At 59.1% G+C, this 20,914-nt stretch carries 15 protein-coding genes, 1 tRNA gene and 1 pseudogene; 6 read left to right on the forward strand and 11 right to left on the reverse strand.

Annotation, left to right across the window (positions count from 1 at the left end):
• Window positions 1-215: 215 nt before the first annotated feature.
• Window positions 216-292, reverse strand: a tRNA-Pro gene (locus tag AAAC48_RS23970).
• A 193-nt stretch (window positions 293-485) separates the two neighbouring features.
• Here AAAC48_RS23970 and AAAC48_RS23975 point away from each other — a divergent pair.
• On the forward strand, window positions 486-2,738 hold the full coding sequence (locus AAAC48_RS23975; protein ID WP_340656591.1) for an AGE family epimerase/isomerase: 2,253 nt from the start codon (window positions 486-488) through the stop codon (window positions 2,736-2,738).
• Here the strand turns inward: AAAC48_RS23975 and betB are convergent.
• The 4 genes from betB to betI all read right to left on the reverse strand — a co-directional run bounded on the left by betB (window position 2,732) and on the right by betI (window position 8,093).
• Window positions 2,732-4,195, reverse strand: coding sequence for a betaine-aldehyde dehydrogenase (gene betB / locus AAAC48_RS23980; RefSeq protein WP_340656592.1), 1,464 nt, complete (start codon window positions 4,193-4,195; stop codon window positions 2,732-2,734). The genes AAAC48_RS23975 and betB overlap by 7 nt on opposite strands.
• 87 nt (window positions 4,196-4,282) lie before the next feature.
• A complete protein-coding gene (gene betA / locus AAAC48_RS23985) occupies window positions 4,283-5,932 on the reverse strand; it encodes a choline dehydrogenase (protein ID WP_340656593.1) in 1,650 nt (549 codons plus the stop codon).
• Between the two features lie 47 nt (window positions 5,933-5,979).
• On the reverse strand, window positions 5,980-7,503 hold the full coding sequence (betC, locus tag AAAC48_RS23990) for a choline-sulfatase (protein WP_340656594.1): 1,524 nt from the start codon (window positions 7,501-7,503) through the stop codon (window positions 5,980-5,982).
• Entirely contained in the window at window positions 7,500-8,093 is a 594-nt protein-coding gene (betI, locus tag AAAC48_RS23995) for a transcriptional regulator BetI (RefSeq protein ID WP_340656595.1), read from the reverse strand. Before betI ends, betC begins: the two co-directional genes overlap by 4 nt.
• Window positions 8,094-8,247: 154 nt before the next feature.
• Here betI and AAAC48_RS24000 point away from each other — a divergent pair, with 154 nt between their 5' ends.
• Complete coding sequence (locus AAAC48_RS24000; protein ID WP_340656596.1) at window positions 8,248-9,414, forward strand: acetyl-CoA acetyltransferase; 1,167 nt, start codon at window positions 8,248-8,250, stop codon at window positions 9,412-9,414.
• A 202-nt stretch (window positions 9,415-9,616) separates the two neighbouring features.
• Window positions 9,617-10,639, forward strand: a complete 1,023-nt coding sequence (locus tag AAAC48_RS24005; RefSeq protein ID WP_340656612.1) for an asparaginase — start codon at window positions 9,617-9,619, stop codon at window positions 10,637-10,639.
• Here AAAC48_RS24005 and AAAC48_RS24010 read toward each other — a convergent pair.
• Both AAAC48_RS24010 and AAAC48_RS24015 read right to left on the reverse strand, forming a co-directional pair.
• Window positions 10,632-11,711, reverse strand: a pseudogene (locus AAAC48_RS24010) (TIGR03808 family TAT-translocated repetitive protein); the annotation flags it as partial. The gene AAAC48_RS24005 and the pseudogene AAAC48_RS24010 sit on opposite strands and share 8 nt — an antisense overlap.
• Window positions 11,712-11,726: 15 nt before the next feature.
• Entirely contained in the window at window positions 11,727-11,978 is a 252-nt protein-coding gene (locus AAAC48_RS24015; protein ID WP_340656597.1) for a hypothetical protein, read from the reverse strand.
• Window positions 11,979-12,369: 391 nt separating this feature from the next.
• Between AAAC48_RS24015 and AAAC48_RS24020 the strand changes: the two genes are divergently transcribed.
• Window positions 12,370-12,843 (forward strand): GreA/GreB family elongation factor, encoded by a 474-nt coding sequence (locus AAAC48_RS24020; protein WP_340656598.1) that lies wholly within the window; start codon window positions 12,370-12,372, stop codon window positions 12,841-12,843.
• Between the two features lie 227 nt (window positions 12,844-13,070).
• On the opposite strand, the gene AAAC48_RS24025 is transcribed toward AAAC48_RS24020, so the two are convergent.
• The 3 genes from AAAC48_RS24025 to AAAC48_RS24035 are packed head-to-tail and all read right to left on the reverse strand — an operon-like array spanning window position 13,071 to window position 17,638.
• Window positions 13,071-14,063, reverse strand: coding sequence for a magnesium transporter CorA family protein (locus AAAC48_RS24025; RefSeq protein ID WP_340656599.1), 993 nt, complete (start codon window positions 14,061-14,063; stop codon window positions 13,071-13,073).
• A 1-nt stretch (window position 14,064) separates the two neighbouring features.
• Window positions 14,065-16,197 (reverse strand): methylmalonyl-CoA mutase, encoded by a 2,133-nt coding sequence (gene scpA, locus AAAC48_RS24030; RefSeq protein WP_340656600.1) that lies wholly within the window; start codon window positions 16,195-16,197, stop codon window positions 14,065-14,067.
• Window position 16,198: 1 nt separating this feature from the next.
• Window positions 16,199-17,638 carry a methylmalonyl-CoA mutase subunit beta gene (locus AAAC48_RS24035; RefSeq protein ID WP_340656601.1) on the reverse strand — a complete coding sequence of 480 codons (1,440 nt, stop codon included), beginning with the start codon at window positions 17,636-17,638 and terminating at the stop codon, window positions 16,199-16,201.
• A gap of 190 nt (window positions 17,639-17,828) precedes the next feature.
• Here AAAC48_RS24035 and AAAC48_RS24040 point away from each other — a divergent pair, with 190 nt between their 5' ends.
• Complete coding sequence (locus AAAC48_RS24040; protein ID WP_340656602.1) at window positions 17,829-18,593, forward strand: SDR family oxidoreductase; 765 nt, start codon at window positions 17,829-17,831, stop codon at window positions 18,591-18,593.
• A 56-nt stretch (window positions 18,594-18,649) separates the two neighbouring features.
• Here AAAC48_RS24040 and AAAC48_RS24045 read toward each other — a convergent pair whose 3' ends face one another.
• Window positions 18,650-19,015: a DUF2267 domain-containing protein gene (locus AAAC48_RS24045; protein ID WP_340656603.1), complete on the reverse strand. Its 366-nt coding sequence runs from the start codon at window positions 19,013-19,015 to the stop codon at window positions 18,650-18,652.
• 328 nt (window positions 19,016-19,343) lie between these two features.
• Here AAAC48_RS24045 and AAAC48_RS24050 point away from each other — a divergent pair, with 328 nt between their 5' ends.
• Window positions 19,344-20,870: a helicase HerA-like C-terminal domain-containing protein gene (locus AAAC48_RS24050; RefSeq protein ID WP_340656604.1), complete on the forward strand. Its 1,527-nt coding sequence runs from the start codon at window positions 19,344-19,346 to the stop codon at window positions 20,868-20,870.
• The last annotated feature ends 44 nt before the right edge of the window (window positions 20,871-20,914 follow it).

Raw genomic sequence — 20,914 nt, forward strand, 5'->3', positions numbered from 1 at the left:
ACCTATCCCCAACCCGAATCCTGGACCAATTCCGCCACTAGCGGAGCCGACGCCAATTCAATTGCCGATTTTCAGCCTCAGCTTCTCGGCTCCATGCCAAGACGCCAGCATATTCGCCTGCCAGATAGCACTGAGGGGCGCGGGCATATCTGGCCAATCTGTGGGGATATCTGTGGGGTATCGAAATGGTACGATATCAAAACCCTTGGAAACACTGGTCGGAGTGAGAGGATTCGAACCTCCGACCCCGTCGTCCCGAACGACGTGCGCTACCAGGCTGCGCTACACTCCGTGACCAGTGACGCGCGTATATAACGTCCGGTTTCGGAGGCTGCAAGTCGTTTGTATCCACTTTTTGATTATGTTTGAGAAACGCCTTTTGAATCAGCTTACTCCCTATTTCCCTCTGTGATCGACACCTAAACTCCTGTATCGGTTGGGACACGAAAAGTTACAAGCGTGTTGAAAGGGCAGGGCCGCTATCAATGACGACGGAAAAGCACAGAATCATCAGCTTTGTCATGAGCGGCGGCGTCGGCTCGCGGCTGTGGCCGTTGTCACGCGAGGATTTCCCCAAGCAGTTCCACAACCTTTCCGGACAGGGTTCGATGCTGCTGCGCACGGTCAAGCGCATGGGCGCGCGGGAGGGAGACACGGCCGTTCCAGTCTATCTGCTTGCCTCCGAACGCCATGCCAGCCGGATCAATCAGGACCTCGCCGGTATGGATCTTGCCGGTGGCAGGCCGATCCTTGAGCCGATGGGCCGCAATACGGCATCGGCAGTGGTGCTGGCAACGGAAATAACCCTGCGCGAACATGGCGACGAACTCGTGCTTGTGGTGCCATCGGACCATGAGATCAGCACAGACCGCGATTTCTGGAACACGGTCGAGGCTGGTGTAGATGCGGCGAAAGCTGGCCGGATTGTCGTTTTCGGTATCCAGCCGGATCGGCCGGAGACCGGCTTCGGTTACATCGAAGTGGGGCCGCAGCGCGAGGGCACGCGCGATGTCGTCCGTTTTGTCGAAAAGCCGAACGAGCAGACAGCAAAGCAATATCTCGAATCGGGTAATTTCCTCTGGAACGCCGGCATTTTTCTTTTCCGCGCCAGCGTTATGCGCGATGCGTTCAAGGCACATGCCGCGGAAATCTGGAACGGCGCCGTTGCCGCCCTCGACCAGGCGAACACCAATGTCTCGGGGACTTATCTCCCGCACGATCTTTATGCGGCGGTGCCGTCCATTTCGGTCGACTATGCCATCATGGAGCGGGCTTCGGACATTGCGCTGATTCCGGCAAAATTCCGCTGGAACGATCTCGGCTCCTGGCAATCCCTGCTCGAAGTCGGCTCGGTCGACGGCAATGGCAATGTGATCGTCGGGGATGTGGTGGCGATCGATTGCGAGCACAGCTACCTGCGCAGCGAGGGGCGATTGCTCTCGGCGGTTGGCTTGCGCGATACGGCGGTGGTGGCGACCGCCGACGCGACGTTCGTTGCGCCGGTTGGGGAAAGTCAAAATGTCCGCAAGATCGTCGAACAGCTCGAAAAGACCGGCCGGCTCGAAACCAAGTTTACCCCGGCACAGGACCGCCTGCCGCAGGTCGGTGCCTATGGCAATCGCGTCCGCCACTGGCTGTTCAATGAGACATTGCCGCTCTGGTCCACCGTCGGTGTGGATGACAAACATGGCGGCTTTCACGAGGCCATGTCGTTTGAGGCCGTTCCGATCATCAAGACAAAGCGGATGCGGACAATCGCCCGGCAGATCTATGCCTTCGCCGTCGCGCACGAAATGGGCTGGGATGGACCAGCGCACGCACTGATCGACCATGGCATCAATTTCATTACCGCCAATGGCCGCACCGATCGCGGCGGCTGGGTGAAGACCTTTAATCCGGATGGCAGCGTGCTTGACGCTTCCGAAGACGCCTATGATCAATCCTTCGTGCTGCTGGCGCTGGCCCATGCACACAAGGCCGGGCATGGCAAGGCGCTGGCCCTTGGCACGGAAACCTTTGCCTTCATCGATGAATACCTGGCGGACGCACGGCTGACCGGATTTCTCGAAACGCCGGATGACAAGGGCCTGCGCCGGTCAAATCCGCACATGCATCTGCTGGAAGCCTTCCTCGCCTGGTATGCGGCGACTGGCAACCGCGACTATCTGCAAAGAGCGGCGAGGATCGTCGATCTGTTCCGGCATCACATGTTCGATCCAGAAACCTGGACGCTCGGCGAATATTTCAGCAGCGACTGGGAACGCGCACCGGGCGAACAGGGTGAATGGACGGAGCCCGGCCACCATTTCGAATGGGCATCCTTGCTGGTCAACTTCGCGGCGGCGTCCGGGCAGAAGGACATTGTCCGCTTTGCCCGCAAGCTCTACTCCTCCGCGATCGCCAATGGTCTGAACCGGGCAACCGGCCTTGCCTATGGTGCCGTGTCGCGCCACGGCCTGCCGCTCGACACGAACTCACGCAGCTGGCCGCAGACCGAAGCGGTCAAGGCCGCCATGGCGCTTGACGGCAATGGCGGGCCGGACCTCAAGCCGGAAGTGGAAGCGCGGGTGGGGCGCCTGTTCCGCTGGCACATCGAACCGGCGCCGAAAGGGCTGTGGATCGATCTGATCGATGAGACGGGGAGAGCCAAGGCCGAAGATGTCCCGGCCTCGATCTTCTACCACCTCGTCTGCGCGCTGACGCAATATGTGGACTATGTTGGGAAGAAGCCTCAGTAAGGGCTATCGACCTTGCCGGTCTCCACATAGACCGACTTGATCTGGCTGTAATGATAGAGCGCAGCCAGACCGTTCTCACGGCCGACGCCTGATTGCTTGAACCCGCCAAACGGCATTTCAACTGGTGCCAGATTATAGGTGTTGATCCAGCAGGTGCCGGCCTTGAGCTGACTGATCACGCGGTGCGCTCGCGCGAGGTCCTTGGTAAAAACGCCGGCCGACAGGCCGAATTCCGTATCGTTGGCGCGCGCGACGACCTCGTCCTCGTCCTTGAAATCGAGAACAGCCATCACCGGTCCGAAGATCTCCTCGCGGGCGATGACCATGTCGTCGGTGACATTGGTGAAGATGGTCGGCTCGACAAAGCATCCGCCTTCAAAGCCCTGCATCTGCGGCACGCCGCCGCCATAGTGCAGCGTCGCCCCTTCGGCCTTGCCCTTCTCGATGTAGGATACGACCTTGTCACGCTGGGACGCATTGACCAGCGGTCCGAGATGGATCTCCGGATCAAGCGGATCGCCAAGGCGGATGGCCTTGGTGCGCGTCGTCAGACGGTCGAGGAACTGGTCCTTGATGCCGCTTTGCACGAAGACGCGGGTACCGTTGGAGCAGACCTGGCCTGTCGAGTAGAAATTGCCGAGCAGAGCCCCGCCGACGGCATTTTCCACGTCGGCATCGTCGAATATGATCAATGGCGACTTGCCGCCGAGCTCCATCGTTGCATGTTTCATATGCGATCCGGCTTGCGCGAGGACACGCTTGCCGGTCGGAACCGAGCCAGTCAGCGATACCTTGGCCACCAGCGGGTGGTCGACGAGCTGTGAGCCGACATCGCCGAAACCCTGCAGCACGTTGAACAGCCCATCAGGCAGCCCAGCTTCCTTGTAGACTTCGGCAAGGGCAAGGGCGGAGAGCGGGGTATTTTCGGATGGCTTGAAGATCATGGCATTGCCAGCGGCAAGCGCCGGTGCGGATTTCCAGCCCGCGCCCTGGATCGGATAGTTCCAGGCGCCGATGCCGACGCAAACGCCCAATGGTTCGCGCCGCGTATAGGCGTAGGAACCGCCGAGCTCGATCATCTCACCATTGAACCCGGCGATGATACCGCCGTAAAATTCCAGCGCATCGGCGGCCGACGCAGGATCAGCCACCAGCGTTTCCTGGATGGCCTTGCCGGTATCGAGCGTTTCGAGTTCGGCGATTTCGGCGTTTCGCGCGCGCAGGATATCGGCGGCGCGGCGCAGAATACGGCCCCGCTCCACCGGCTTCAGCGCTGCCCATGCTGGCTGCGCAGCCGCAGCCGCCTGCACCGCCTGCTCGATGAGAGCAGGGGTGGCACCGAAGAGCTTGGCGATGACTTCGCCGGTCGCCGGATAGATCACATCGAGCGGCTTGCCCGCTCTGTCTTCGACGAAGCGGCCATTGATGAAATGCGATGCCTTGGGCTGCGCGCGCATGGTGTTCTCCTGAAGTTTGTTCATTTGTATCGTATTTGGCCGCCGCTTATCTCCTCACAAGGGAGATACAATCGACATCGAGTGTATTCACCTGTCACTTACCCGCCAGCGCGGATTGATCCAGGGTTCCTGGTTGGAGCGTGGCAGGGGATTGCGGCCAAGAATATGGTCGGAAGCCTTCTCACCGGTCATGATCGAGGGGCCGTTAAGATTGCCATTGGTGACGCGCGGGAAGATCGAGCTGTCGGCAACGCGAAGCCCTTCTACGCCGATGACGCGGCATTGCGGATCGACCACCGCCATTGGATCAGTTACGGCGCCCATCTTGCACGTGCCGCAGGGATGGAAAGCACTCTCCGCATGCTCGCGCAGGAAATCATCGATCTCCTCGTCGGACTTTACATGTGCACCCGGCGAAATTTCGCGGCCGCGATAGGGATCAAGCGCCGCCTGGCCAAAGATCTCGCGGGTCAACCGCACGGCATGGCGGAAATCCGTCCAGTCATCCGGATGCGACATATAGTTGAAAAGGATTTTCGGTTTCTCGAACGGATCCGAGGAGCGGAGCGAAACGCTGCCGCGCGACTTCGAACGCATCGGGCCGACATGCGCCTGGAAGCCATGACCCTTCGCCGCCGCCTTGCCATCATAGCGAATGGCCGCCGGCAGGAAATGGTACTGGATATCCGGGTAGTCGACGCCGGCTTTCGAGCGCACGAACGCGGCGGATTCGAAATGGTTGGTCGCGCCATGGCCGCTCTTGAAGAACAGCCACTCCGCGCCGATCATGGCCTTGGAGAAAAGTCCAAGCTTGGAGTTCAGCGTGATGGGCTTCAGGCTTTCCTGCTGGATATAGACCTCCATATGGTCCTGCAGGTTCTGGCCAACACCGGGGCGGTCTGCAACGACCTGGATGCCGTTCTCCTTCAGATGCGCGGCAGGGCCGATGCCTGACAGCATCAGCAGCTTGGGCGAATTGATGGAGGAAGCAGCGACAATCACCTCGCGGCGGGCGCGGACAATTTCCGTCTTGCCGCGCCGCGCGATCTCAACACCGGTAGCGCGTTGATTCTCGATGATCACACGCCGGGCGAAGCCATTGACGAGATTCACATTTTTCCGCTTCAGGGCAGGGCGAAGATAGGCATTGGCGGTCGACCAGCGACGCCCCTGATAGATTGTCTGTTCCATGGCACCAAAGCCTTCCTGCTTCGAGCCGTTATAGTCGTCGGTGACTTCAAAGCCGGCCTGTTGTCCCGCATCGACAAAGGCGTGGAACAGCGGATTGTCGCGGCGTCCTCGCTGCACATTCAAGGGACCGTCCGTACCGCGCCATCCAGCTTCGCCACCTTGCGAATGTTCCATGCGCTTGAAATAGGGCAGAACATCCGCATAGGACCAGCCGGTGGCGCCGCTTTCCGCCCAATGATCGAAATCATGCGCATGACCGCGCACATAGACCATGCCATTGATCGATGACGATCCGCCAATGACCTTGCCGCGCGGCGTCACCAGAGTGCGGCCGCCCAGATGCGGCTCAGGCTCGGAGCTGAAGCCCCAGTCATAGCTGCTCATGTTCATCGGGAAGGAAAGGGCAGCCGGCATCTGGATGAAGGGGCCGATATCCGTGCCGCCAAATTCAATGACGATCACCGAATACTTGCCATCCTCCGACAGGCGATAAGCCATGGCGGAACCGGCAGACCCTGAGCCTACTATTACAAAATCTGCTTCCATCACTAGGGCCTTTCCCGGCCATATTGGCCGTATTCTGTTTCTCACTGTCACTCGCCGCGCGGATAGCGGGCGTTCTCTTCCAAAACATTCAAATCCATATGATTGCGCATGTAGCGCTCCGAGGCTTTCTGCAGCGGCTGATAGTCCCAGGGATAGTAGGAGCCGTTGCGCAGTGCTTCGTAGACGACCCAGCGCCGTGCCTGACTTTCACGCACGGCAGCGTCGAACGCTGCCATGTTCCAGCGCTCGCGCGCCTTGGTCATGAAATCAGCGAGCAGCCTGGCATGTGCAGGATCGCTGGCGAGGTTGGTCAGCTCATGCGGATCCGATTCAAGATCAAAGAGTTGCGGCGGATCGATCTCGCAATGCACGAACTTGTACTTGCCTTCCCGGATGCAGACGAGCGGCGCATTCGAGCCTTCCGCGGCATATTCCATCAGCACGGGGCCAACGCGGCCCTTCCCATTCATAAGGCGGGTCAGGTCTTCGCCATCGGTCCACGGCAGGACCTCGGCAATGTCGATGCCTCCGAGCGCCGCGAGCGTCGGGTTGATATCCAGTGTCGAGACGGGCTGGCTGATCAATTGCGGTGCGATGCGCGTGCCAGCGATCATCAAGGGCACGCGTACTGAACCCTCGAAGAAGTTCATCTTGAACCAGAGGCCGCGCTCGCCGAGCATGTCGCCATGGTCGGACGTGAACACGATGATCGTGTTGTCCAGCATTCGCGTCGTGCCCAGCACTTCGAGGATCTCGCCGACCTTGTCGTCAATATAGGAAATATTGGCCAGATACCCCTGCCGAGCCTTGCGCACCTGTTCCGGGGTGATGTTGAACTGACTGTGCTCGCAGGCCTCCATCAGCCTTTGAGAATGCGGGTCCTGTTCCTCGAATGAAATGCCGCCCACGACCGGATCGAGCGCTGGCAATCCTTCGTAAAGGTCCCAATATTTGCGCCGCGCCACATAGGGATCGTGCGGGTGGGTGAACGAGACGGTCAGACACCAGGGGCGCCGCGAGGCATCGTCGGACTCGCGCGACAGCTGGTAGAGTTTCTGTCGCGCGTGGAAGGCCACCTCATCATCATATTCCATCTGGTTGGTGATCTCGGCAACGCCAGCGCCAGTGACGGAGCCGAGGTTGTGGTACCACCAGTCGATCCGTTGACCCGGCTTGCGATAATCGGGCGTCCAGCCGAAATCGGCCGGATAGATATCCGTGGTCAGGCGCTCCTCCAAGCCGTGAAGCTGGTCGGGTCCGACGAAATGCATCTTGCCGGAGAGACCTGTGTAATAGCCCGCGCGGCGCAGATGGTGCGCATAGGTTGGAATGTCCGAGGCGAATTCGGCGGCATTGTCGTAGACCCGGGTGCGCGACGGCAGTTGACCGGACATGAGCGAGGCACGCGCAGGAGCGCAGAGCGGCGAGGCGGTATAGGTATTTGCGAAGCGGACCGAACGCTTCGCCAGTGCCTTCAGATGCGGTGCGTGGATGAACTCCGCCGGACCGTCGGGAAACAGCGTTCCGTTCAATTGGTCAACCATCAGAATGAGGATATTCGGCCTTGTCATTTAGGGGCTCCGGCGGTGGCTAATTTCGTCGTCACATAATCTTCCACGAGGGCTATGGCATTTGCTGCCTCAGGCGCGCCATTGCGCAACGCATGGCGGATATAGAGCCCGTCAATCATGGCGCCGGCGCCCTCGGCAATCTGCTTCGCCATTGCCCTGCTTGTCAGTTGCTGCAGCGCATGCGCGAGGTTGGAATGCATGCGCCGCGCATAGACCCGAAGCAGGCGGCGTGTATCCCCCGATTTCTGCGCGTGAACGTAGAAGGTGAGCCAGGCAGCAACAGTCTCCGGCGCAAACTGCGAGGCGGAGAAGTTGACGGCAATGATTGCGGCGATGCGCGCGGCAGGCGTCGTTGCCTTCTCCAAGGCGGTCAGCAAGTCTTGGCCGAGTTCCTTCAACAGATGCCGCATGGTGGCAAGGATCAGCTGTTCCTTGCCGCCAAAATAGTGGTGCGCGAGCGCTGGCGAAACGCCCGCCTCATGCGCAATCTCGGCGACCGTTACATCGAGCGAGCCGCGTTGGCCGATGGTGCGAATAGCAGCATCGATCAACTCCCGCTTGCGCAGTGGTTCCATTCCGATCTTTGGCATGTCGCGTGACCTCGTTTGAGGTGCATATTATTCTTGATTGACTGATCAATCAAGAAAAATCACAATGCGCGTCGATGCGACATTGAGAGCTTTACCTTGAATGATGAGGGGTTCATGGTTACGTCAACGGACAAGACATTTGTGGAGGAATGAGATGACAGCCTGTATCGTTGGATGGTCGCATCTGCCGTTCGGCAAGCTTGAAGGCGAAACGGTCGAGAGCCTGATCGTCAAGGCAGCGCTCGGGGCGCTCGACCACGCGGGAATCGGTCCGGAAGATGTCGACGAGATTGTGCTCGGTCATTTCAACGCCGGGTTCTCGCCCCAGGATTTCACCGCCAGTCTCGTCCTGCAGGCAAGCGATGCGTTCCGCTTCAAACCTGCCACTCGCGTCGAAAACGCCTGCGCGACCGGCTCAGCCGCCGTGCATCAGGGTATCAAGACCATTCGCGCTGGTGGCGCGAAAGTAGTACTTGTCGTGGGTGTCGAGAAGATGACATCGACGCCCGGTCCGGAAATCGGCAAGAACCTCCTGAAGGCTTCCTATCTGCCGGAAGAGGGTGACATTCCTGCCGGTTTCGCCGGTGTGTTCGGCCAGATCGCTGCGGCCTATTTCCAGAAATATGGCGACCAGTCCGACGCGCTGGCAATGATTGCCGCCAAGAACCATAAGAATGGTGTGGGCAACCCTTATGCGCAGATGCGCAAGGACCTCGGCTATGAGTTCTGCCGCCAAGAGAGCGAGAAGAACCCCTTTGTCGCCGGGCCGCTCAAGCGCACGGACTGCTCACTCGTATCAGACGGCGCTGCCGCTCTGGTTCTGACCGACACGCAGACGGCCCTGAAGATGAAGCGCGCCGTGGCCTTCCGTGCCGCCCAGCACGTTCAGGATTTCCTGCCCATTTCCAAGCGCGATATCCTGCGGTTCGAGGGCTGCGCAGAAGGCTGGAAGCGTGCGCTGAGCCAGGCCGGCGTGACGATTGACGACCTGTCGTTTGTCGAGACCCATGACTGTTTCACCATTGCCGAGCTGATCGAATACGAAGCGATGGGACTGGCCAAACCGGGCGAGGGTGGCAAGGTGGCGCTCGAGGGCCAGACGGCCATGAACGGCCGCCTGCCGGTCAATCCCTCTGGTGGCCTCAAGGCCAAGGGACATCCGATCGGCGCCACAGGCGTCTCCATGCATGTCCTGTCGTCGATGCAGCTGACGGGAGAAGCCGGCGGCATCCAGGTGCCCGACGCCAAGCTTGCAGGGATTTTCAACATGGGTGGCGCAGCCGTTGCCAATTATGTGTCGGTGCTTGAGCGGATCAAATAGCTCCTGCTAAATCCCGATTCTGCCGAATCCGGGCACTTTTAGTCCCGGATTCAAAATATCAAACCCGGCGACCAAGCCCATGAAATGACTCCTGCCTTTGAGACCTCAAAAAAGAGCAGCTCTATCGGCTTGGTTTGAGGACAAAGACAGCCTATAAAGCCACCAAACCGGTCGTTCCGGGCAATGCGTGAAAGATGATGATCTGATGAGCAATCCGGTGCTGGTTGAAGTTTTTCGTGGTGAAACGGTCGAAAGCCGCCATCGTGGTTCGGTTATCGTGACCGATGGCGATGGCAAAATCGTCTTCTCGCTTGGCGATATCGAACGGCCGACTTTCCCTCGTTCTGCCATCAAGGCTATTCAGGCGCTGCCTCTCGTCGAAAGCGGTGCAGCCGACGCTTACGGCTTTGGCGATGAGGAACTTGCCATGGCTTGCGCCTCGCATTCCGGTGAACCGGCACACGTCAAGAGAGCTGCCGACATGCTCGGCCGTGCCGGGCTTGACGTCTCGGCGTTGGAGTGTGGCGCACACTGGCCTTCCCAGCAGCCCGTTCTCCTCGCGCTCGCAAGGAGCGGTGAACAGCCGACCGCGCTTCATAACAACTGCTCGGGCAAACACGCAGGATTCCTGTGCACGTGCCGGCATCTTGGCATCGAAACTCGCGGTTATTCCGCGCTTGGCTCGCCCGAACAGGACATGGTGCGCGATGCAATGGAAGGTGTGACGGGCGCCGCCCACACACTGGATCGTTGTGGCACCGATGGCTGTTCCATCCCGACCTACGCCATTCCCCTGAAGAACTTGGCGCATGGCTTTGCCCGCATGGCGACAGGCACCGGGTTTGAGCCGGTACGCGCGAAGGCGGCAAAGCGGCTTATCGATGCTGCGATGGCTGCGCCGTTCTATGTTGCAGGCACCCACCGGGCATGCACGGAATTGATGGAAATGGCACCAGGCCGGATATTCGTGAAGACCGGCGCAGAAGGCGTCTTTGTCGGGGCACTGCCGGAGCTAGGATTGGGTATCGCAATCAAATGCGATGACGGAACGACGCGTGCATCCGAGGCGATCATCGCAACGGTGCTGGCGCGGATATTCCGCAATGAGCCGGAGCTGGAATCGAAGCTCGACCGGTTTGCCGATCGTGAAATGCGCAATTGGAATGGCATCACTTACGGTGTCATCAGCCCTACCGAAGCCCTGACTGACGCATATATCAACTGACGGCATTCCGCTCGACGATCAGATTTGGATAATCAGTCGCATTCTTCCGCGTCAGATCCTTGACGGTGATGTCGGCCCAGCTGTGACCGACAATACCGCCATTCCTGGCGCCTTGAATGATGTTTTCGCTGACGACCGCGGAACCAACGCCTTCGACGACGCTGACATAAATACCTTCGCCAGACGTGCGGACAATGTTGCCAGTGGCAAGCACATTGCGCATGTAGGCTCCCCATCCAAGCTGTATACCGTAAAGCGGGGCATTTTCGATGACATTCCCGGTCACAGCCATATCGGCCTCGACCGCGATGCCCACACCGAACGTGCCCGGATAGGGGCCGGTGGTTGAGAGATTCCGCACCACATTGCCGCTGCAGGTGCCCATGCGCCCGCCGCTATCATAATTCACCATCGAGATGCCATTGCTGGCGCCAGCGACGACATTGTTGGCAACCACCGCGCCCTCGAATGCAAACTCTGAATAGATTGCAGTCTCGCCGCTTGCAGTGCAACTGTTGCCGATGATCTGCAGATTGCTCGCACTGTTGCCGCGGATTGCGGTGAAGGCACTGTCATCGATGATATTGTTCGACACAATGACATTGTCCGCACGGAAGACATTGATTGCGTTGCCATTCTGGCCAGTGCCGCCGCCATCCGCCCTGGTGTTCGCGATGCGGTTACCCGTTATGATCGTGCCATCGCGTCCTTTCTCATAGCGTTGAACGAGGACACCTAAATTGCCGCAATCGCTGATCTCATTTCGGGTGATTTGCAACCCGGTCGAGTCGGCAGCGAAAATCGCAGCGTCGCCGGCCCCGGAAATACGGGTCCGCTCGATCCGCCCCCCGCATTTGAACAGATCGACGGCATTCTTCTTCGCTCCGACGATTTCACAATCATCCAGCACGAGATGGTTGACATTGCTTAACTCGATCAGCCCGCGCGTCCCTTCGCTCAGGGGCCTGCCGTCGCCATCGACGAGGAGGCCGGAGAGTTGAACATGACCGGCGCCGGTCGCGCTGATCAGGCCATTTTTCCCGCCGAACAGAATGCGCGACTGCCCTGAAACACCGGCAAGATTGACCTAGGCGGGCAACAGGATGCCGGAGGCGATATAGGTCCCCGGAGGCAGGAAGATTTGAGCGCCCGCTGCACTCGCCTTGGCCAGCAGCGCATTCAACTTGACCGACTGATCGTTCGGCGATCCGGGCTGCAGCCCAAACCCCGCAGCATTGATCAAACCCGTTGCCGTTTGCGCTCGCGCGACGCGGGGAAGGACACTTCCACCGGCAAGTCCGGCCGCCAGACCCGCAAGGACAACACGTCGGCTTATCATTCGGTTTTTCCGGGATTGTGCGAGAGGAATGCCTAGGGTCAGGACCTGTTAATCTGGTCGAAATGAGATGAGGCCCATCTGTTCAGATATGAGGAGCAAAGGCGATGGAAATGCTGCAAGCTCAAGTGTCGAACCATTCGGCCGGGGGAAAGACCCCGCCCTTCACGCTTCTCAGAGCATGGTCCCGAAAAGTTGTCAGACTTTTCGGATGAGACCATGCTCCAATGAATGAAGCAGCGCATGTGTCTTTTGATCCGGCGAAGCGCCGGATCGGAACATGCGCTGCAACTTCTTGCCGTTTCCAGCGCCATTTCGATCATATTAATAGGTCCTGACCCTAGACCGAAGGATTACACTTGCTGTTGCGGCTCGCAAGACCTACCTTCTAATCATGAGTGGCGCATTTACCAAACAGGATGATAGCAATTCCTCGATTGATCTCGGGGAACGTCCGGTTAGTCCGCACCGCAATTTGGTCACTGAGCACGGACTTGCGCTCATCGACGCCGAGATAGCCGCATTGCACGAGGCTTTGGCCAAGGGCAATAGGGAGGCCGATCGCGAACTGATTGCCCGTGCCTCGCGCGATTTGCGTTATTGGACCGCGCGGCGGGAAACAGCGGAAGTCTCGCATCCGGATCCGCGCAGTGATGTCGTGCGGTTTGGCATGCGTGTTACGATCGAGGATGATCACGGCAAGACGCAGGTCTGGGCAATTGTCGGTGAGGACGAAGTGGATGCCAGCCATGGCAAGATTTCACACGTCTCGCCCATGGCCAAGATGATGTTCGGCAAGTCGGTTGGCGATACATTCGAGCTTAACGGTCACGAGTGGGAAATCACCGCGATCAACGCCAACCCTTGAGCTTGAATCTTCATTTTTGCGCCTCGCGTAGCAAATCAAAGACGTTTTCAGACCGGCTCAATATGGTCGCGGAAAAAGGCGGCTGCACCGGTCTCGTCGATTTCGCCAGAAGCAACGCTCATCACAAACGAGTAAAGTGTGCCATGGTCGGCGGTCGGCATGTAGCCGTTGACTACGAGGAAGGCGAGTGCTGCAGAGTTGGCAAGCCCATTTACGATTAGGCCACCCTACAGCCAACCCTTCTTGCGGAAGATTAGCAACGGAATGACCGCCGAGGCAATCATCAGACCGATTGCCATTGGATAGCCCCAGATCTCGTCGAGTTCCGGCATGAAATGGAAGTTCATGCCGTAGATGGATGCGACAAGTGTCGGCGGCATGAAGGCAACGGCCGCAACCGAGAATATCTTGATGATTGCATTCTGCTCGATCGAGATCAGGCCGACGACCGTATCAAGCAGGAAGGTCACCTTGTTGGAGAGGAAATCCACATAGGTGCTGAGCGATTGCGTATCGCGCTCGAGCGACTTGATCCAGGCGCGCGCATCCTTCTTGTTGACGTTCTCGTCGGGAATGGCTGCCGTGTAGACGAGCAGGCGGCTGACACCGGCGATGCTTTCACGAATCTTCGAAAGGAATGCACCCTGGATACCGATGTTGTTGAGGCTGTCCCTGAAGTTTTTTGTGGTCATCGGCTTGTCATTCTCGGACCGCCGGAAGATCGCGTGAGAATTCACGTCGATATCACCGGCTACACCTTCGAGAATGTCAGCGATACGATCGGTCACGGCTTCGATAAGGCCGAGCAGGATGGTTATCCCGCTGCATCTGGGTGAGATGAGCCCGTTGCCCGGCTTGGTGGCGCGGCTGATAAACAGGCTGAACGCCTTCGGCTCGGTGTATCGCACCGTCACGAGCAGCTTTCCGACGAGAATGAATGATACCGGAGCGATGCCGTGATGCTTCATTTCGGTGGAATGCAGGATCGAGGCAGTCAGATACTGCGCGCCATTCTCGGCATAGAAACGGCTGGATTCTTCGATCTCAACCATGTCCTCATGGGTTGGTATCGCAGCCTTGGTCCAGTTCTCGGTCTGGACGTCCTCGTCATGTGTGGGATTGATGAGATCGATCCAGACCGCATTTGGCGGCAGTTCCGCCCCGGCGAGGGCCGCGCTAGGCATCAGATAATCGTCTTCCAGTGTATAGACATAGATCATCTCAAAGCGAGTCCAGCAAGGTATCGATCAGTTTCTCGGCTGCCTCGCCGATGACCGTGCCGGGCGGGAATATCGCCGTCGCTCCAGCCTTGAGAACCGCATCGTAATCCTGGGGCGGGATGACACCGCCAACGATGATGAGAATATCGTCCCGCTCCTGCCGTTGCAGTGCTTCCCTCAGTTCCGGCACGAGTGTCAGGTGCCCGGCAGCGAGCGAAGATACTCCAACGATGTGCACATTGCTCTCAGCGCCGAGTTCCGCAACCTCTTCGGGCGTCTGGAACATGGCGCCGACGATGACATCGAATCCGAGATCGCCAAAGGCGGTGGCGATGACCTTTTGGCCGCGGTCATGGCCATCCTGGCCCATCTTGGCGACAAGGATGCGCGGCTTTTCGCCGGTACGCTTTTCAAAGGCAGCCGCCTTGGCCTGCACCCGGTCGATGACCTCGCTTTTGCCGACCTCCTTGCGATAGACGCCGGAAATCGTGTGGATCTCCGCCACGTGGCGGCCATAAGCCTTTTCCAGTGCGAGCGAGATTTCGCCGACGGTGGCGCGGGCTCGCGCTGCCTTGATGGCAAAATCAAGCAAATTGCCCTTGCCTGTCTTCGCCGCTGTCGTCAGTGCGGAAAGCGCCGTATCGACAGCCGCGACATCGCGCGTGCCCTTCAATTGCTGCAACTTGGAAAGCTGGCGGGCACGTACCTCCGCATTGTCTACCTTGAGCACGTCGACTTCCATGTCCTCGGTCGGGCGATACGAATTGACGCCAATGACCGGCTGCTGGCCGCTATCGATGCGTGCCTGAGTACGGGCGGCTGCAGCTTCAATGCGCATCTTGGGGATGCCCTGTTCGATCGCCTTGGCCATGCCGCCCAGCGCTTCGATCTCCTCGATATGGGTGAGGGCGCGCGCCGCGAGGTCATGGGTCAGGCGCTCGACATAGGCAGAACCACCCCATGGGTCGATGATACGCGTCGTGCCGGATTCCTTCTGCAAAATATGCTGCGTGTTCCGGGCAATGCGCGCCGAATGGTCGCTGGGTAGGGCCAGGGCCTCGTCGAAGGAATTGGTGTGCAGCGACTGGGTATGGCCCTGTGTCGAAGCCATGGCCTCGATCATGGTGCGCATGATGTTGTTGTATGGATCCTGCGCCGTCAGCGACCAGCCGGAAGTCTGCGAATGGGTACGCAGCGACAGGGAACGTTCGTCGTTCGGATTGAAGTTCCTCTTCATCAGAACCGCCCAGAGCAGGCGGGCCGCACGCAGCTTGGCGACCTCCATGTAGAAGTTCATGCCGATCGCCCAGAAGAAGGAGAGGCGTGGCGCGAAACTGTCGATGTCCTGACCGGCGGCGACGCCCGCACGTGCGTATTCGATCCCGTCGGCGATCGTATAGGCTAGCTCCAGATCGGCGGTCGCTCCGGCCTCCTGCATGTGATAGCCGGAAATCGAGATCGAATTGAATTTCGGCATGTTTTCCGACGTGTAGGAAAAGATATCGGATACAATCCGCATCGAAGGCTGCGGCGGATAGATATAGGTGTTGCGTACCATGAACTCTTTCAGAATGTCGTTCTGAATGGTTCCGGCGAGCTGCTTCTGATTGACGCCCTGTTCTTCCGCCGCGACGATATAGAGCGCCAGAACCGGCAGCACGGCGCCGTTCATGGTCATCGATACAGTCATCTCGCCAAGCGGTATGCCGTCGAACAATTGTTGCATGTCGAGAATGGAATCAATGGCAACGCCCGCCATACCGACATCGCCGGCAACGCGCGGATGATCGCTGTCATAGCCGCGATGCGTGGCGAGATCGAAGGCGACAGACAAGCCCTTCTGTCCAGCACCGAGATTGCGCCGATAGAAGGCATTGGACTCCTCGGCTGTCGAGAAGCCCGCATACTGCCGGATCGTCCAGGGCTGCTGAACGTACATCGTCGGGTAGGGGCCGCGGATGTACGGCGCTGCACCGGGGAAACTGTCGAGATACGGCAGGTCGCGCAGCGCCGCATCGCCATAGCTGCGCTTAACCTTGATACCCTCAGGCGTCTTCCAGCTGGCTGCCTCGGGTGTCGGGGCCAGGCTTTTCGGCTCTTGCCAATCGATCGTGGTGAAATCCGGAACTCTCATTTTAATCAGCGGCCTGCAATGTTTCGTCGATGCGCGGGAACGTCAGCGGTTCGCAGTGAACAACGCCGTCAGTCGGCAACGGCATGTGCGGTGCGTCGAGCACCGCGACGGGGCGTTCCTGTCTGGCAGGGAAGAGCGTGGTGCCGATAATGGCGCGTTTGCCTGAACTGTATTCTCTCGCCCGGGCATGACGTGCCTCAACGATCCGCGCCTGGAATTTGCCGTCGACGAGACTCTGCAAAATCCCGCCATCGCGCTCAAGTGCCTGAAACTCCCTCCAGGCCGTCTCGCAGAGCCCTTCGGTCAGGCTTTCGACCGCGCCGGAGCCACAGGCGGGATCTGCCACGAAATCCAGGTTGCTTTCGTTGGCGAGGATGAGCTGCGTGTTGCGGGCAAGGCGCCGCGCAAAAGCGTCGGGCAGGCCATGCGCAATCGTATGCGGCAGGATCGCGATGGAATCCGCACCCCCGACGGCAGCGGCAAAGCCTGCAATCGTGGTTCGCAGTATGTTTGTCTCGGGGTCCAGTTTGGTCATCATCCGGTAGGATGTTTCCGCATGGATCGTCGCGCGCGCGGGGCGGGCGCCGCAAGCCTCCTGCAACCGCGCCCAGAGCCGGCGTATCGCCCGGACCTTCGCAATGGACAGAAACTGATCCTGGTCGACGGAAAGGGCAAAACCGATATGGGGGGCCGCATAAACTATTGGCTGGCGCGCTTCTTCGAACAGCCGGAAATGACCCGCGGCGATGGATAACATCGCGCCGAGTTCCTGGGCCTCCGTGGCGCCAGCATTGTGGTAGACCCGGCCATCCGCCTCAAGCACGATGCCCGGCAGATCGGATGAGAAAAAGCCCGAAAGCGACTGCGGCAGCGACGCTTTCAGCGCTGCAATGCTCATGCGCAGGCGGCCGGTTCCCGCCAACGTGGCGGCGGGGTCGATCCCAAGGGAGAAGCTCAAGGTCTTTGAATTGACATCGCGCGGCCGCATGTAATCCACGAACCAGTCGGCGCAGGCGCGGCTCCTCGGATGCACGTCCATGCGCAGATGGATCATGTCGAGATGGACGCCGTAGAGCACCTTGTCGACAGCTTCGCGTGTCGATGGCAGGCCATGGCCGAAAGCATTCGGCGCACCCTCGAAGACCAAGGAAATTCCTGTGGCACCATTTTCGAGATCTTCCAGCAGCTGCTTGTTGGCACGCACCGGGTCTGGGTCATCGATTCGCTGGACGATGTTCCAGGTCTCGGAGGGGTTCTTGCGCGGCGTCAGTTGCGCTTTGCGACGGCGCTCATAAAGCGGCTCGATGGCGATATTGTCATCGGTCCTGGAAATCAGAGTTTCGCCGAAATCCGCGCCTTTCAGGGCTTTTTGTGCAAGTTTGACCCACTTGTCCCGGTCAATTGCCGCAAATTCAGTTTCCTTGAGCAGTGACGCGTCCATGCTTTCTCCCGGTTACCCGTATTTTTGCCCGCGACTTTAGGGGGACTCATGCTGCTTCGCAACAAAGCAAAGTGCCGCTGGCCCAACATATTGGAAACATACGCGATTCCGCCGGTGCAGGTTTCGGGTGGTTGCGCTGCTTCGGGTGTGGAATTTCTTCTGACCAACGGAAATCTGAAAGGCAAGAAAAATGGACATTCTCAAGGGAAAGACTGCAATCATCACTGGTGCAAGTTCCGGCATTGGCTACGAAACCGCAAGGCTTTTCGCCAGTGAAGGTGCGAATATAGTCGCTGCGGCCCGGCGTCAAGACGAGCTTGAAAAGCTGGTTGCACTGATCGAATGGAATGGTGGAAAGGCCGTGGCTCTGGCCGGGGACGTGCGAGACGAAGCCTATGCCAAGTCATTGGTGGAATTGGCTGAAAACCGGTTTGGCGGACTGGACATCGCCTTTAACAATGCCGGTGCCAATGGCGAAATGGGGCCTACATCGGGGGTGTCGCTCGAGGGCTTTCGGGAGGTGTTGGATATCAACCTGACGGGCTCCTTCCTTGGTGCGAAATATCAGATCCCGGCAATGCAGAAGAGGGGTGGGGGCTCGCTGATCTTCACCTCGACCTTTGTCGGCCATACGGTGGGAATGCCAGGTACCGCGGCCTATGCAGCGAGCAAGGCAGGCGTGATCGGCCTGATGAAGACACTGGCAGCGGAGCTTGGTCCGCAGGGCATTCGCGTCAACGCCATTCTGCCGGGCGGCACCGCGACGAGCCTGGCGGAAGCCTGGGTCGATACGCCGGAGAAGCTCGCATTTGTCGAGGGATTACATGCGCTTAAACGCCGGGCGACGCCCGGGGAAATCGCGCGCTCGGTGCTCTATCTCGCTTCCGATGCGTCGAGTTTCACCACTGGCTCGGCCATGCTGGTCGATGGCGGCGTCTCGATCAACCGGACCTGAAACGCAAAACGCGCGCTCACAGGCGCGCGTTTTTTCACCGTAGCGATTTGGCTAGATCAGACGAACTGGCTCAAACCCGGGATGGAATTCACGACCTCATCGACAGGACCGGCGCCGGCCTTTTCACGAGCAAAAGCAATGGTTTCCTTGGAAATTCCGGTAATTTCGCCCATGCCGAGGCCAATGCCCATCAGCTTGGAGCCAAGGCCCATGACACCTGGCATCAGGCCGGAGAGTAGGCCACCGCTGCCTTTGGCTTCGGCAATGGCAGCTTCTGCGCCTGGAAACGCGGCAATGAGCTGATCCACCTTGTCTGCAGGGGCTTCCTTCTGCAGGAACGCCAGAATCAGGCCAACGGCCTTGGTCGCAGTCGCCGGATCGGTGCCGACATTGGCGGAAATGCGCGCGATGAGTTCGTCCATGAGCCTAATCTCCCGTCTTTCATGAATTACGTTTACGTAATATGCGGGAATTTTCTTCCGCACAAGCTCTTTCAGCGAGGCTGAATGAATCTCTCAATCGGATACAACCAAGATGCAATCGGACGTTGAAATTCTCCTACGAGATTCGTCATTTCTTGTGCAAGAATCGCATGGTTTTGTGTGAAATTCGTGACTCGCCGTTCAACTCCGGTTGGCGAATTGTCAGGTCGCTCGCAATTTCCGGATGGGATAAAAGGCTTGGCCATTGTCGCTGGAGGATTGGCTGTTTATACCGTGGATAGAGTACACCGGACGAGGATAAGACGACATGGCCGATGACAGTATTTTCCTTGGTGCAAGCCGCAAGCCCGACAACACCTACCAGCAGGCGGAATCGCTCCTCTTGAAATTCGGCAATCGGCACGGTCTGATCACGGGCGCAACCGGCACGGGTAAGACGGTCACTTTGCAAGTGCTGGCTGAGGGCTTCTCGAAAGCTGGTGTTCCGGTGTTCTGCGCCGACATCAAAGGCGACCTCTCCGGCATTGGCGCCAAAGGCGAGGAGAAGGATTTCCTCGTCAAGCGCGCCGCGGACGTCAAGCTCGATCCCTATGAGCTCGGTGCCTCGCCAGTCATCTTCTGGGACATTTTCGGGGAGCAGGGGCACCCGATCCGCGCCACGATTTCCGAGATGGGCCCATTGCTGCTGTCACGGCTGATGAACCTGACGGAAGCGCAGGAAGGCGTGCTCAACATCGCCTTCAAGATCGCGGACGAGGAAGGGCTCTTGCTCCTGGACATGAAAGACCTGCAGGCGCTGCTCGTGAACATTGCGGAACGTGCCGAGGAGATCTCTGCCCGTTACGGCAATGTCACCAAGCCATCGGTCGGCGCGATCCAGCGTTCGCTGCTGGTGCTGGAACAGCAGGGTGGCACCAAGTTTTTCGGCGAACCGGCGCTGAAGATCGCCGACATCATGCGCACCGGCACAGACGGCCGGGGGCTCGTCAGCGTCCTGACTGCCGACAAGTTGATGATGAACCCCCGGCTCTATTCGACCTTCTTGCTGTGGCTGCTGTCGGAACTGTTCGAGGAACTGCCGGAAGTCGGCGATCCGGATAAGCCGCGCCTGGTCTTCTTCTTCGACGAGGCGCATCTTCTGTTCAACGAGGCGCCGAAAGCGCTGCTCACCCGTGTCGAACAGGTGGTGCGGCTGATCCGCTCCAAAGGTGTCGGCGTTTTCTTCATCTCGCAAAACCCGCTGGACGTGCCTGAAACGGTGCTGGCACAGCTCGGCAACCGCCTGCAACATGCGCTGCGGGCCTACACGCCGCGCGAGCAGAACGCGGTGAAGGCCGCCGCCGACACGTTCCGCGCCAATCCGGATTTCAATACGTTCGAGGCCATCACCAATCTCGCCACCGGTGAGGCACTGGTGTCGACGCTGGCCGACAAGGGCGTGCCGTCCGTCGTGCAGCGGACATTGATCCGCCCGCCGGCGGGACGCATCGGACCACTGACGAGCGACGAGCGCCAGACATTGATCAATGCAAGTCCGGTCGCCGGTCTCTATGACGAGATGGTCGATCGCGAATCCGCCTATGAACTCCTGCAGAAGAAAGCCGAGCAGATGAAGACCGAGGCCGAAGCAAAGCAGGCCGGGGAGGCAGACAGCACCAGCGGCTGGAGCCTTCCCGATATTCTTGGCGGCGGCAAGTCAGGGCCGCGAGGCGGCCAGCCGAGAGGCCGCCAGACCGTTGCGGAAGCCGCAATGAAATCCGTGGTGCGCTCGGTTGGCAGCTCGCTCGGCCGTGCGCTGGTACGCGGGATTCTGGGTAGCCTCAGCAGGCGGTGATATTTCACCTGCACAGCCAAATCAAGAAGGCCGGTGGATCGCTC

The organism is Phyllobacterium sp., from assembly GCF_037994405.1.
In the GTDB taxonomy this organism is placed as follows: Bacteria; Pseudomonadota; Alphaproteobacteria; order Rhizobiales; family Rhizobiaceae; genus Phyllobacterium.

What these genes read in the sequence shown, in the direction of transcription:
- AAAC48_RS24045 (WP_340656603.1), bottom strand. Translation starts at nt 19,015, where the DNA reads ATGGACGAACTCATCGCGCGCATTTCCGCCAATGTCGGCACCGATCCG.
- AAAC48_RS24000 (WP_340656596.1), top strand. Translation starts at nt 8,248, where the DNA reads ATGACAGCCTGTATCGTTGGATGGTCGCATCTGCCGTTCGGCAAGCTT.
- betB (WP_340656592.1), bottom strand. Translation starts at nt 4,195, where the DNA reads ATGCGCGCGCAGCCCAAGGCATCGCATTTCATCAATGGCCGCTTCGTC.
- AAAC48_RS23975 (WP_340656591.1), top strand. Translation starts at nt 486, where the DNA reads ATGACGACGGAAAAGCACAGAATCATCAGCTTTGTCATGAGCGGCGGC.
- scpA (WP_340656600.1), bottom strand. Translation starts at nt 16,197, where the DNA reads ATGAGAGTTCCGGATTTCACCACGATCGATTGGCAAGAGCCGAAAAGC.
- AAAC48_RS24040 (WP_340656602.1), top strand. Translation starts at nt 17,829, where the DNA reads ATGGACATTCTCAAGGGAAAGACTGCAATCATCACTGGTGCAAGTTCC.
- betA (WP_340656593.1), bottom strand. Translation starts at nt 5,932, where the DNA reads ATGGAAGCAGATTTTGTAATAGTAGGCTCAGGGTCTGCCGGTTCCGCC.
- AAAC48_RS24015 (WP_340656597.1), bottom strand. Translation starts at nt 11,978, where the DNA reads ATGATAAGCCGACGTGTTGTCCTTGCGGGTCTGGCGGCCGGACTTGCC.
- AAAC48_RS24050 (WP_340656604.1), top strand. Translation starts at nt 19,344, where the DNA reads ATGGCCGATGACAGTATTTTCCTTGGTGCAAGCCGCAAGCCCGACAAC.
- AAAC48_RS24025 (WP_340656599.1), bottom strand. Translation starts at nt 14,063, where the DNA reads ATGATCTATGTCTATACACTGGAAGACGATTATCTGATGCCTAGCGCG.
- AAAC48_RS24020 (WP_340656598.1), top strand. Translation starts at nt 12,370, where the DNA reads ATGAGTGGCGCATTTACCAAACAGGATGATAGCAATTCCTCGATTGAT.
- betI (WP_340656595.1), bottom strand. Translation starts at nt 8,093, where the DNA reads ATGCCAAAGATCGGAATGGAACCACTGCGCAAGCGGGAGTTGATCGAT.
- AAAC48_RS24035 (WP_340656601.1), bottom strand. Translation starts at nt 17,638, where the DNA reads ATGGACGCGTCACTGCTCAAGGAAACTGAATTTGCGGCAATTGACCGG.
- betC (WP_340656594.1), bottom strand. Translation starts at nt 7,503, where the DNA reads ATGACAAGGCCGAATATCCTCATTCTGATGGTTGACCAATTGAACGGA.